We start from the raw sequence: 12027 nt of genomic DNA, 5'->3' as shown, positions 1-12027 counted from the left end.
GGCCCGTTGTGTGGCCCGGCCCCGTCAGGGCTCGCACGGCGGGTCGTAGGACAGCCGGGGCAGGTACTCGCGCCAGGCCTCCGGCGTCAGCACGCCCCGGGTCATCGTGCAGACGCGGCGTGCGGCCTCGTCGACGTCCAGGTTCCAGAGCCGGATGGTGTCGGTGCCGCTCGACACCCCGAGCATGTGGCTGTTCGGGCTGAACGCCAGGAAGGTGCCGCTCTTGGCGTTGGGGCTCATCGACTGGCCGATCGCGCCGGCCCTGGCGGGGTCGGAGACGTTCCAGAGCCGGACGCTGCTGTCGTTGCCGCCGCTGGCCAGGGTGCGGCCGCTCCGGCTGAAGGTCAGTGACACGACCGCCTCCGTGTGGCCCGTGAGGCTCGTCTGCTCCGAGGCGTTGGAGGGGTCCTCGATGTCCCAGAGCCGGACCGAGTTGTCGTCGCCGCCGCTGGCCAGCGTGTGCCCGTCGGGGCTGTAGGCGAGGACGTTGACGGCTCCGAGGTGGCCCTTGAGAGGTGCGCCGCGCAGGACGGCGTGTCCGGGGTCCGTCGCGTTCCACAGCCGGATGGTGCCGTCGGCACTGCCGCTCGCGAGCGTATGCCCGTCCGGGCTGAAGACGAGGGAGTTGACGTAGCCCTTGTGACCGGTGAGGAGCGCGCCGAGCGGACGGGGGCGGGACGGGTCGTCGATGTCCCACAGCCGGATGGTGCGGTCGTCGTAGGCGGTCGCCAGGAGGCGCCCGTCCGGGCTGAAGGCCAGCGGGTCGGCGAACCGGATGGACAGGGGGATGGGCGCCCCGTGGGGGACGGGGCGGTCCGGATCCCCGACGTTCCACAACTGCAGGGTCCGGTTTCCCGTCACCACCGCGAGGGTGCGGCCGTCCGTGGAGAACTCCAGGGAGCCTACGCCGCCCTTCGGCAGGAACGGCTCGCCCATCGGCACGGGTCTGCCGGGCTTCCGCACGTCCCACAGCCGGACCCGTCCGTCGAGCGCCGCCGTCGCGAGCACCCGCCCGTCCGGCCGGAACGTTCCGGTCCGGCCGACCATGTCGGACGTCGGAAGCGCCCACAGGCGGACCTTGTTGTCGCCCGTCCCGGTGGCGAGGGTGCGCCCGTCGGGGCTGAAGCCGAGCGCGTACATCTCGCCGCTGCTGCCCGCCAGGGGCCCGCCGACCTGCGACGGGTACGCCGGATCACTGACCTTCCACAGACTCGCCGTGCTGTCCGCGCTGGCGGCGGCGAGCATGCTTCCGTCGGGGCTGAAGGCCACGGACCACACGGCCCCCGTGTGGCCGGTGAGCGGCGCTCCCATCGGTGCCGGGCGACGCCGGTCGGCCATGTTCCAGAGCCGGACGGTGTCGTCCGCGCTGCCGCTGGCGAGCGTACGGCCGTCGGGGCTGAAGGCCACGGAGTGCACCGTGTCGGTGTGGCCGGTCAGCGGCCGGCCGACCGGCTCCGGACGCCGGGGTCGCGTCACGTCCCACAGCCGGATCGTGCCGTCGTCACCACCGGCCGCCAGCGTCCGGCCGTCCGGGCTGAACGCCACCGAGCGCACGGCGGCCTTGTGCCCGGTGAGTGGTTTGCCCAGGGCCTTCGGACGCTTCGGGTCGGCGACGTCCCACAGCCGTACGGTGTGATCGTCACCGACAGAGGCCAGCGTGCGCCCGTCCGGGCTGAAGGCGATCAGGTAGATCGTGCCGTCATGGCCGGTCAGCGGCCGGGCGAGCGGCCGCGGGTGGACGGGGTCCGTGACGTCCCACAGCCGGATCGTGCCGTCGTCGGCGGCGCTGGCCAGGGTGCGGCCGTCCGGGCTGAAGACCGCGCTGCTCACCCAGCTGGTGTGGCCGGTGAGGGGCTTGCCCAGGGGCTTCGGACGCTTGGGGTCGGCCACGTTCCACAGCCGTACGGTCCGGTCGTAGCTGGCGGTGGCCAGGGTCCGTCCGTCCGGGCTGAACGTGGTGAGGTAGACGGCGCCGGTGTGGCCGACCAGCGGCGTGGCCAGCGGGGCGTTCACGATGGAGAGCAGGCGGCTGTTCGCGCCCTTGTCGTCCGGCCGCAGCCGGTGTGCCACCAGGTCGAGCTGCGCGGACAGCGAGGGATCCGTGTCCTGGACGCGATCGGCCTGGGCGAGCACCTGTTCGAATACGGCTTCGTTCCGCTGCTTCCAGGCGACGACGGCCGCTCCGACGGCCAGCACCGCCAGCACGACCAGGGCCGCCACCGCGCCCCGGCTGATCCAGATGATGCGTCGGCGCAGCCGGACCGAGGCGGCCAGGAACTCCACCGCGCTCCGGGTCAGGAACGTGTCCCCGGCGGATTTCGCCCACCCGTGGGCCTGTTCCAGCCGGGAGCCCCGGTAGAGCAGTGAGGTGTCGCGGTCCGACTCCTCCCAGGCCCGGCCGTCCTCCTCCAGGCGCTGGCGCAGCAGGTTGCCCTGCCGGTCCTCGTCGATCCAGTCGCGCAGCCGCGGCCAGGCGTGCAGCAGCGCCTCGTGGGTGATCTCCACCGTCTCCGCGTCGAGCGTCACCAGCCGGGCGCGGACCAGCGCCTCCAGGGACTCCTCGGTCTTGCCGGGGTCGGTCGACTCGTTCGCCAACTGGCGCCGGGTGCCCCGCCTGCGCGTGGCCTGGGTGTCCTCGCCCAGCCGGACCAGCCGGAGCAGGAGCAGCCGGGCCGCCGTGCGCGCCGCCGGGTCGAGACCGGACCAGGCCCGCTCGGCGGTCGCCGCGACCGCGCCCTGGATGCCGCCGGCCGCGCGGTACCCGGCGAGCGTCAGCCGGCCCGCCTTCCTGCGCTGCCAGGTGGCGAGCAGGGCGTGCGAGAGGAGCGGCAGCACTCCCGCGTCGTGCGCCCCGCGCGGGCCGTCGGCGCTCACCTCCCGGACGATCAGCTCCGCCAGGCCCGGCTCCAGCTCCAGGCCGACGGCCTTGGCCGGGCCGGTCACCGCCTCGCGCAGCTCCGCGGTGGTCAGGGGCCCGAGCACCATGTGCCGGTGCTGGAGCGCGTCGGCCAGTTCGGGATGCCTGAGGCACTGCTCGTAGAAGTCGGCCCGTATGCCCAGCAACACGACCGCCGGGGCCGGATCACCGTCGCCGCCCGGCGAACAGGCGGCGTGCAGGACCTCGATGAAGGCACGCCGCTCCGCCTCGTCGGGGCAGAGGGTGAACAGCTCCTCGAACTGGTCCACGATGACGACCGGCCGCGCACCGGCCGGCGCCTCGCGCCGCGCCCAGGCGGCGACGGCGGCACGGACGTCAGGGCCCCTCGGGACGCGCGGGCCCACCCTGGTGCGGACGACGATGTCCTCCGCGGCCGGTTCGTCGGCGGCGACCATGGCCGAGACGACCGGCCCCAGGTCGGGGACGCACCGGGTCAGCTCCGCCAGCGGATCACCGCCGGGGACGAGCTGCACGACCTCCGTGGCCCGGCCGCCCTCGCCGCCGCCACTGCTACCGGGGTCGCCGCCATCGAGGTCCTCGCCCAGCGCGCCGTCCCGCACTGCGGGCACCAGCCCGGCGTTCAGCAGCGAGGACTTCCCCGCCCCCGACGCCCCCACGAGCATGACGAGGCCGCCCGTCTCCGCCACGGCCCGAAGCTGGGCGACGAGCGCGTCCGTGCTCCGCTCCCGGCCGTAGAACCACCGGGCGTCCTCCCTGCGGTACGAGGCCAGCCCCCGGTACGGGCACACCCCGCCGGGCGCGGGCGGGCCCTCGGCGGCAGACCGCTCCTGCTCCACGGACGCCGTGCTGCGCTCGCCTACCGGGTCGGCCACCGCGGCTTCCCACAGCCGCTGCCACTGACCGAGGTCGTACAGGCCCGGGGACACCGGCGTGGGCCGCGCGCGCCGCGCCTCGGGGACCAGCACGTACAGCACCGCCGCGAGGGCGGTGAACTGAGCGGGTACGTTCCGGGCCCGGCGCCAGTCGCTGATGCGCTGCGCGGACACCCGCACGGGACGCCCGCGTTCGTCGACCCGCTGGAGCCGGACGACCGCTTCGGACACACGTTTGAGTGGAGGGTTCCCGGCTTCCTTGTACAGCAGTGCGAGGCGCTCCGCGAAGGCGGTGCGTGCCCCGGAGTCGGAACCCAAGGTCTCCACTCCTTAACTCCCCGCGCCTGGACGTCCGGACCGGAAAACTCACTCTATACGTCTGACCTGCGGCAATATCGCCCACCCGGAACCGGACGCTCCTTGTCGGCGGCTGGAACTGGCAGGATCCGGACGCAGCAGCGCGCTAATCCGGTCAGCCTCCAGCGGAGTCAGACGACCGTGGCTCCACCGTTCGGTACCGGTCCCCACGAGGGGAGGGACCGGTGCCGAACAACGTGGTGATCCTCCCCATCGGACCGCGCTCTACAACCCTGGATAACTGACGATCCGTCAGCTATGGTCTGCCTGCCGTTGCCAAGGCCGGCCTGCCGTACCGCTTCCGGAGCGACGTACAGGGGTGAGCACAGTGGAGACACGTCCCGAGAGCCCACGACCGCAGGGCGCCCCGCGCTGGGTGGCGATGTTCTACCAGCCGGCCGCGCAGAGCTGGCGGGCAGCCGCTGAGTCGCCCCACCGGTCGCCCGTGCTGCACGCCCTCGGCGAGATGACACAGACACTGCGCGCGCGTGGGGACGAGGTGACCATCGCCCTGTGGGGCCCCAAGGACGGCGAGTGGCACCGCTTCGGCGCGCCCCTGAAGCAGGCGGCGTCGTCCCGGCCGAGTCCGGAACCCTCTGCCGCCGAACCGGCCGAACTGGCGGAACGCATGACCGGCCGCCGCCACCAGATCCTCATGTCCGGTCTGAGCAAGGCGGGCCTCTACGACCTCTCCCCCGAGGACGACGCGACCGTCCAGGCACTCGTCGAACGGCTCGACGAGGCCGCCGTACGCCGGATCGCCCACTGGCTCGCGGCGGCCGGAGCGCGCTGAGGCCTGTCAGCCGGGCCCTGGGCCGGACCGGTTCAGCCGGCCTCGCGCTGGGCAGTCAACCCCTCGGGTCCCACCGGCTTCCGGTATCGGCCGGTGGGGGAACGAGGGGGATGAGGGGATGAAGGGACAGAAGGTCTCTGTCGACCGCGAGCTCTGCTACGGCTCCGCCGAGTGCGTCCACAGGGCCCCGGCGGTCTTCGAGTTCGTCGACGGATTCGGTGTCGTCCGCCCGGGCCACGAACAGACGGGCGACGCCCCGGAGATCCTGGAGGCGGCGGAGAAGTGCCCCAGCCAGGCCATCAGCATCACGGACGCGGCCTCGGCACCGGACCGTCCGTAGCGAGGGCCGGTGCCGGTACCGAGTCTGCTCGCGGTCTTCGCCCACCCCGACGACGAGTCCCTGATGGCGGGCGGCACCCTCGCCCGGCACGCGGCGGCGGGGGCCCGCACGGCGGTCGTCACGACCACCTGGGCGGCGGACACCCCGCGCGCCGCGGAACTGGCCGACGCGCTCCACATCCTCGGCGCCCGCGAGCCACGCATGCTGGGTCACGCCGACTCCCGCGTCCCACGGTCGGCCCCGGGCAGACCGCGCCTGTGCGACGCCCCGCTCGACGAGGCGGTAGGCGGCCTGGTCGCCCAGATCCGGGACTTCCGCCCGGAAATCATCGTCACGCACGACGCCTACGGCGGCCTGACCGGTCACGAGGACCATGTGCACACCCACCGCGTGACCCTGCTGGCGGCCCACGCCGCCCGACTCGAACGCCTCTACCCGGACACCGGTGAGCCCTGGCAGCCGAGCGCCCTGTACCTGGCCACGCACCCGCACTCCGCCGTCCGGGCATGGGGCGGACACCTGGTGCCCACGGGCAAGACCATGCGCACGGTTCCGGACGACCGGGTCACGGCGACCGTCGACGTCACTCCCTGGCTGGAGCGGAAGATCGCCGCCGTGCCGGCGCACCGCACGGAGGTGGAGCGCGGAGCCGCCCCGGGCCTGATCGCCGCACTGCCGGGGCCCGAGCGGGAGCGGTTGCTCGGCACGGAGTGGTACATCCGCCACGATCCTGTCGTCATGGGGCCGACAGGGACGGAACTCAAGCCATAGGCCGTCGACCGGTTCAGGTCAGTGCCCCACCGGAAACGGCCACCGAAGGCCCGCCAACGCCCGGGCCCTGGCCTCCACGACCGCCATCCGGGCATGACGCTCGGCCCGGTCCACATGGGCCGTCTGTCCGGTCACCTGCCCCTCCCACTTGCGATACAGAAGCCCCACCTCCCCCGAGAACCACCCGCGGCTCACGGCGTTCAGTGCGAGCAACAGCCCCGTGTCCTCCGACGCGGGCAGCGCCATCCAGCCACCGAGGGCGAGCAACAGCTCCCGTCGTACGAACAGCGAGGCCGGATGGACCGGCGCGAGGAAGCCGTTGGCCTTCCAGTACTCGAACACGTCGCCGCGCTCGATCGGCCCGGCGTCGGGGTCGCCCGGGAAACCGACCGTCGACCCGTCGGGCATGAGGTCAAGCACCCGCGATGTCGCCCATCCGAGGCCGCGGTCGGCCTCCAGCGCCGCCAGATCCCGTGCGAGCGTGCCCGGCGTCAGCTGGTCGTCGGCGTCCAGGACCTTCACGTACGCACCCTCGGCATGCGCCAGCGCGATGGTCCGGGCTACACCCGGCCCCCCGGCCCGGCCCTGCCGGAAGGTCACCCGCTCGTCGTCGGGCACGTACGGCCGTACGTCCGCGCCCTCCCCGTCCTCCTGGATCACCCAGTGCCACTCCCAGCCCTCCGGCAGCCACTGCTCGCACAGGGACTTGTGGGCCTCCGGCAGAAACCGGGCCGACGGGCGGTGCACAGCGGTGACGACGACGATGCGCCGGCGCACGCCGGCACTCTCGCTGCCACGACGGTTGTCGGGACCGTCGGTCTCCCGCACTGGAAATCCCCCCGCGACCTGCACAGATGTCTGGATTACGGAGCGATCCTAGCTCTGTGGCCCACGTATGACCCACGGCGCCCGCGCGAAGAACCCGAGCGCGCTGTCCGGCCGCGTCTCAGCCGCGCCGTTTCAGTGCGTGTGCCATGCGGAGCAGTTCCTCGTACAGCAGTCGGCCGACCAGCGCCCCGGCGAAGACGACGACGCCCACGCCGACCAGCCAGGACTGGATGACCAGGACGGTTCCGACGGGTCCGTAGGTGACGGTGTTGGACCCGATCAACGGCGAGAAGACGAGCCTGGAGAAGACCCTCAGGCCGAGCAGCCCGATCGTGGTGGCCACGGCACCGGGCAGCAGGGCACGCCAGCGGACCCTCCCGCCGAGCAGCAGGCGCTGGGACCACCACAGGAAGAGGACGGCACTCAGCGACGCGGCGGCCCCGCCTGTGAGGGGTTCGCGCAGCAGCGTGGTGGTGGCGGAGACGTAGAGGTATCCGGTGAGGACGCCGAGCCACACCACATGCCGCCACCTGGCCCACCAGCGGGCCGGCGGCAGACCCCAGACCTTCTCATAGCCGGTCTGCACCGCCGCCCCGAACGTCAGGCCGAACACGGCAAGGGCGGCGATGCCGAACGCGGTCGTGGTCCGCAGGGCCTGGCCGGGCGGGGTGAACAACCGCTCGACCTGCCGCCTGGAGGCCCTCGACACACCAAGCCCTTCTCCCAGCCACTGCGCGAACCCCCGCCCGTGCTCGGGATCGGCAGAGGAGACGATGATCAGAAGCGGCACCAGCGTGAGGAACCCCAGCGCCGCGAAGCCCAGCGAACGCGACCACAGCTCGATGCCCCTGCTCCGCCGCCATCCGCGCCCGAGTGGCGAACGGCTGATCACGCGGTGCAGCGACCCGAACCGAGACGAACGATCCGCGGCACCGGAAGGCTTCGTCGGCATGCCTGTCTACTACCACGTTCGGAACACTTGGCGCGCAAGGGCGCGACGCCACATGCAAAAGGGGCGCCCCTCAGTGAGAGACACCCCTTCTGACCTGCAACATCTATGACCTGCGCGGAGGCGGTGGGATGTGAACCCACGGTGACATCGCTGCCACGACGGTTCTCAAGCCCGTTCCCTTGGGCCGCTCGGGAACGGCCCGCGATGCCGCCGGCTCTCCTCCCCTGTGGCGAGCACGCTGCGCGCAATCTCCGGTGCTTCGTAGTGGACGAGGCAGCCGCGGAACGGGAAGTCGTACCCCTCGGGGACATGCCCACCGCTGTTGCCGCGCTCGGTGAGGACATCCGGGAGTGGCCCGACGCCAACCCGATCAACCTCCAGGACCGCGCCTACGTCGGCGTCGCCTCCATGAACCAGCAATCCCGGCCCGGCTTCACCCGCATCCGCACGCCCTACGTGTCCGGCAAGGACAGCGCCGCCATCGCCCAGCAGACCGCCCACCTCACCGCCGACCCGGCAGACCTGCTCACCGCCCAGCTCCCCGGCGTCGACCTCAGCAAGTCCGACCCGGACGACACCACCTCGCCGATGGCGGCCTGACCCGCCAGGCTCACCCCTCACGCCTCGCCCGGAAAGGAGGTGAACACTCATGACTGAGGACCGGATCACTCAGCGCACCATCACCGCCGTGATGATCGTCATCGCCCTCCTGGCGTTCGTCTTCTCTTTCGGCAACGTCTGGGCTCTGGCCCTGCGCCTGGGCGTCCCCGCCCCGATCGCTCCGCGCATCGCACCGATGGTGGATTTATCCGTGGTCGGGCTCCTGGTCGCCCTGCGCTACCTCTCCCTGCGCGGCGTCCCACCCGAGCAGATGAAGGCAGCAACCCGTCTCATGCACGTCTCCGGCCTGCTGACCCTGGCCCTCAACGTCGCCGAACCCATCGTCGCCGGGCACTACGGCCGCGCCGCTGTAGACGCCGTTGCGCCCCTGCTCCTCCTCGGCTGGGGAGCGGTCGGCCCACAGCTCCTGCGCTCCTTCCACGCGGTCGCCACCGATGCAACCGCCCCGGCCCCGGCTGCCGATACGCAACCGGCCGAAGACCCCGCCCCGGCCTCCGTCGATCGGGAACCGGCCTCGACGCCTTCTCCGGTCGTCGCGCCTGAACCAGTTCCCGCCCCGGCTCCGGTCGCTCCACGCACAGCCCCGGCCCCCGCCGCGCCTGCGCCTGCGGTCAAGGTGCCTGAGCCACTGCTGGACGAAGCACGCTCCATCGCCGCATCGCACCAGGCCGAGCACGGCGAACCCATCACGGCGGCCCAGCTCAAGAGGCGCCTCGGTATCGGCCTGCCCATGGCCACCGCCCTCCACGCCGCCCTAGCGCGCTCGGGGCCAGGCGCCCCGGCACATGAAGTGGGCCCACAATGCTCGGCTTCCGCGGCCACCCCGCGGGCGTCTCGCTCTGGCTTGAGTCCGGCGTCTCCCCGGCCGAAGTCGCACGTCGAGCCGGACACAGCATCGCGGTCCTGTTCCGCTTCTACGCCAAGGCCATCCACCGCAATCAGCAGCGCTCGAACGAGCAGATCGAGCGAGCCTTAGATGCCACAGATGAGGAGTAGGCAGGCTGGGCTATGCAACATCGCCATACGGTGAGTCGTAAGGCGCGTCGCCCTCACTGAGAAACCAGTGGGGGCGGTTTCGTTCACGAGAACGGGAACGCTTGGGGCCGGTGTCGCTCCGAGATCCAGATGGTCAGCAGATCTGTCCTCATCGGTGCAACTCGGTCAATTCCCTGTTCGAGCCCGCCCATTGCGAAACGGATCGTCGTGCGGAGGGCCGGCGTCCGAGGGGACAATGCGTGGAGGTGCCGGGTGGTCGTCCCGGCGAAGTGTTGGAGGCGCTGCTTGTGAACACCGCACCGCGGTGCGCCTCGCTATGCGCGCCAGACGCTGACCACTTCGCTTCGCCCACCGGCTGACCTGCTTCATTCGCGGTGGGCGCTTCCCCTCATGGGAGACCACCGTAGTGCCCGAAGACTTCTTGACGCGTGATCGCCGTCCTCTGACGACGGTTCTTGCCGCCAACCTCGTTTCGATCACTGGGAATTGCCTCACGTACATGGGCGTGCCGTGGTTCGTGCTACAAAGCACGGGCAGTGCCGCCAAGGCCGGGATCGTCGCCCTCTGCACGCTGCTGCCCGCAGTACTCGCTGCGCTCGTCAGTGGTCCGGTCATCGACCGGATGGGGCGACGGCGGGTGAGTGTCGCCTCGGATCTCGCCTGCGGGATCGCGGTTGCGGCGATTCCGCTCCTGCAGTTCGCCGGCGTCCTGCAGTTCTGGATGCTGTGTGTGCTGATGGCAGTGACAGGGCTGTGCCGTTCGCCGGGTGAAACGGCACGCGGCGTGTTGTTGCCCACCCTCGCCGAACGCGCCGGAATGCCGCTGACCAGGGCTGCCGGGTTGTACGACGGTGCGGCACGCTGTGCGGCGCTGACGGCATCCGCTCTCGGAGGTGTGCTCATCGCCGTACTCGGAGCCGAGAACGTCCTGTTGGTGGATGCCGCTACCTTCGCCGTGGCCGCGCCGCTGTTCGCGTTCGGGGTGCGCGGCCTGCCCGAGGCACAGCCCCGGCGGCAGGTCGAGCCAGCATCGTTGCGGGCCTACCGTCGCGAACTCGCGGACGGCTATCGCTTCCTGGCGGCCACGCCGCTGCTGCTGGGCCTGTGTCTGATGACGCTGGTCACCAGGGGCCTCGACCAAGGATGGAGCGCCGTGCTTCTCCCCGTGCACGCCCGTGAGGAGCTTGATGGTGCCATTGACCTCGGTCTGCTGAACGCAGCGTTCGGCATCTGCGCACTCACGGGGGCGCTGATCTACGGGGCAGTGGGCAGCCGCTTTCGGCGGTGGCCCGTGTTCACGATCGCTTTTCTCATCGGGGGCCTGCCGCGCTTCGTGGTGGCCGCCTTCACTGACACGTTCACCCCACTGGCAGTGATCATGGCGGTAGAGGGTCTTGCCTTCGGTGTACTCAACCCCATCATGGCCACCGTGACGTATGAGACGGTGCCGGAGGAACTGCGCAGCCGCGTGCTGAGTGCGACGACAGCTGCGGTCCAGCTGGTCACTCCGCTGGGCGGACTGGCCGCGGGCTTCCTCGTGGATGCGGCCGGCCTGCCCTGTGCGCTGCTGACGATTGGCAGTGTGTATCTGCTCGCCACGCTGTGCCCGGTGATCTTCCCGGCCTGGAGAAAGATGGACAGTACCGGTTCTCCCCACGACAGGGCGGAGGGTTCGGGGGCGAAGCGGGTGTAGTCACGCTGACGGCCGTTTCAGCGCTGCTCAGAAGAACCTAACGTCGGTGCTCCCCGTCGCCGTACTCAGGCGGGGGCCCGACCTTCCTGGGCAGCCGATCTCGGGTTGCGGAGCGCACGGCGTGGCACGCATGACAGCCCGCCAGGCCTTGAGCGTGCTCAAGGACGAGGGTGTCGCCGAGTCCCGCAAGGGTGCTGGCGTGTTCGTGCGATCCTTCCGCCCACTGCGGCGCCGAGGCATCCAGCGACTTGTCCAGGAACAGTGGGGAAGCGGTCGCTCCATCTGGTCTGCCGACATCGAGAACCGGCAGCTCGTAGTCGATCAAGTGACGGTGTCGGAGGAGACGGCACCGGAAGGCGTCAGCCAGGTTCTTGATCTGGCTGAGGGGGAGACCGTCTGCGTGCGGCGGCAGCGGTTCGTCCTGGATGGGAAGGCCGTGCTGCTCGAGACGAGTTATCTCCCCACGTCAGTGGTGGCGGGGTCAGCTATCACTCAGGAGGACACCGGGCCAGGCGGAACCTATGCACGCCTTGCCGAACTCGGCTACAAGCCAGTGCACTTCCGCGAAGAGATCCGCTCGCGCATGCCCACGAGGGATGAGTCGGCACAGTTGAGCATCTCCGCAGGCACGCCCGTGATCCTCATCTGCCGCACCGCATTCGCGGACGAAGGCCGCCCCGTCGAGATCAACGAGATGACGCTTGACGCCGCCTCGTACATCCTGGAGTACGACTTCGACGCGTGACGCAGCGCGGCTGTTACAGGTTTCTCTACCTCATCAAGCCCCGGCTGCGCTCCGCTCCGCCGGGCGCGCTTTCCGGCTCCGCTCCGGGCGCCGCTCCTGCCTCGGCCCGCTCCGCCCGGGCTGCGCCGACGCGCGCCCACATGAAACAGGCCGGGCCATG

At 71.2% G+C, this 12027-nt stretch carries 8 protein-coding genes, 1 tRNA gene and 4 pseudogenes; 8 read left to right on the top strand and 5 right to left on the bottom strand.

Features of this window, described 5'->3' with window-relative positions; translation table 11 throughout:
- Positions 1–24: 24 nt before the first annotated feature.
- Entirely contained in the window at positions 25–4098 is a 4074-nt protein-coding gene (locus tag ACZ6TU_RS30015) for an nSTAND1 domain-containing NTPase (protein WP_469552143.1), read from the bottom strand.
- 358 nt (positions 4099–4456) lie between these two features.
- Here ACZ6TU_RS30015 and ACZ6TU_RS30010 point away from each other — a divergent pair, with 358 nt between their 5' ends.
- The 3 genes from ACZ6TU_RS30010 to ACZ6TU_RS30000 all read left to right on the top strand — a co-directional run bounded on the left by ACZ6TU_RS30010 (position 4457) and on the right by ACZ6TU_RS30000 (position 6032).
- Positions 4457–4921: a hypothetical protein gene (locus tag ACZ6TU_RS30010; protein WP_469552141.1), complete on the top strand. Its 465-nt coding sequence runs from the start codon at positions 4457–4459 to the stop codon at positions 4919–4921.
- A 118-nt stretch (positions 4922–5039) separates the two neighbouring features.
- Positions 5040–5261 carry a ferredoxin gene (locus tag ACZ6TU_RS30005; protein WP_467677962.1) on the top strand — a complete coding sequence of 74 codons (222 nt, stop codon included), beginning with the start codon at positions 5040–5042 and terminating at the stop codon, positions 5259–5261.
- Positions 5262–5270: 9 nt separating this feature from the next.
- The gene (locus tag ACZ6TU_RS30000; protein WP_469552139.1) at positions 5271–6032 is read left to right on the top strand and encodes a PIG-L deacetylase family protein; all 762 of its coding nucleotides are present in this window, start codon (positions 5271–5273) and stop codon (positions 6030–6032) included.
- A gap of 18 nt (positions 6033–6050) precedes the next feature.
- Here ACZ6TU_RS30000 and ACZ6TU_RS29995 read toward each other — a convergent pair whose 3' ends face one another.
- From ACZ6TU_RS29995 to ACZ6TU_RS29980, 4 genes and pseudogenes are all read right to left on the bottom strand, one after another.
- The gene (locus ACZ6TU_RS29995) at positions 6051–6809 is read right to left on the bottom strand and encodes a glycosyltransferase family 2 protein (RefSeq protein WP_469552137.1); all 759 of its coding nucleotides are present in this window, start codon (positions 6807–6809) and stop codon (positions 6051–6053) included.
- A 169-nt stretch (positions 6810–6978) separates the two neighbouring features.
- Positions 6979–7812: a YhjD/YihY/BrkB family envelope integrity protein gene (locus tag ACZ6TU_RS29990; RefSeq protein ID WP_467677968.1), complete on the bottom strand. Its 834-nt coding sequence runs from the start codon at positions 7810–7812 to the stop codon at positions 6979–6981.
- Positions 7813–7925: 113 nt separating this feature from the next.
- Positions 7926–8015, bottom strand: a tRNA-Ser gene (locus ACZ6TU_RS29985).
- Positions 8016–8031: 16 nt separating this feature from the next.
- Positions 8032–8130: pseudogene (locus tag ACZ6TU_RS29980) on the bottom strand (protein kinase family protein); the annotation flags it as partial.
- Between ACZ6TU_RS29980 and ACZ6TU_RS29975 the strand changes: the two are divergent.
- The 5 genes and pseudogenes from ACZ6TU_RS29975 to ACZ6TU_RS29955 all read left to right on the top strand — a co-directional run.
- Positions 8122–8412 carry a hypothetical protein gene (locus ACZ6TU_RS29975; protein ID WP_467678231.1) on the top strand — a complete coding sequence of 97 codons (291 nt, stop codon included), beginning with the start codon at positions 8122–8124 and terminating at the stop codon, positions 8410–8412. The pseudogene ACZ6TU_RS29980 and the gene ACZ6TU_RS29975 sit on opposite strands and share 9 nt — an antisense overlap.
- A gap of 49 nt (positions 8413–8461) precedes the next feature.
- Positions 8462–8725, top strand: a pseudogene (locus ACZ6TU_RS29970) (DUF2637 domain-containing protein); the annotation flags it as partial.
- 533 nt (positions 8726–9258) lie between these two features.
- Positions 9259–9429: pseudogene (locus ACZ6TU_RS29965) on the top strand (site-specific integrase); the annotation flags it as partial.
- A 406-nt stretch (positions 9430–9835) separates the two neighbouring features.
- On the top strand, positions 9836–11122 hold the full coding sequence (locus ACZ6TU_RS29960; protein WP_467677969.1) for an MFS transporter: 1287 nt from the start codon (positions 9836–9838) through the stop codon (positions 11120–11122).
- Between the two features lie 112 nt (positions 11123–11234).
- Positions 11235–11867: pseudogene (locus ACZ6TU_RS29955) on the top strand (GntR family transcriptional regulator); the annotation flags it as partial.
- Positions 11868–12027 lie beyond the last annotated feature (160 nt).

The organism is Streptomyces sp. NPDC052064 (assembly GCF_055585925.1).
The sequence above is the reverse complement of the archived record's forward strand: the minus strand, read 5'-3'. Positions and strand labels throughout refer to the sequence as shown.

What these genes read in the sequence shown, in the direction of transcription:
- ACZ6TU_RS30005 (WP_467677962.1), top strand. Translation starts at nt 5,040, where the DNA reads ATGAAGGGACAGAAGGTCTCTGTCGACCGCGAGCTCTGCTACGGCTCC.
- ACZ6TU_RS29990 (WP_467677968.1), bottom strand. Translation starts at nt 7,812, where the DNA reads ATGCCGACGAAGCCTTCCGGTGCCGCGGATCGTTCGTCTCGGTTCGGG.
- ACZ6TU_RS29975 (WP_467678231.1), top strand. Translation starts at nt 8,122, where the DNA reads ATGCCCACCGCTGTTGCCGCGCTCGGTGAGGACATCCGGGAGTGGCCC.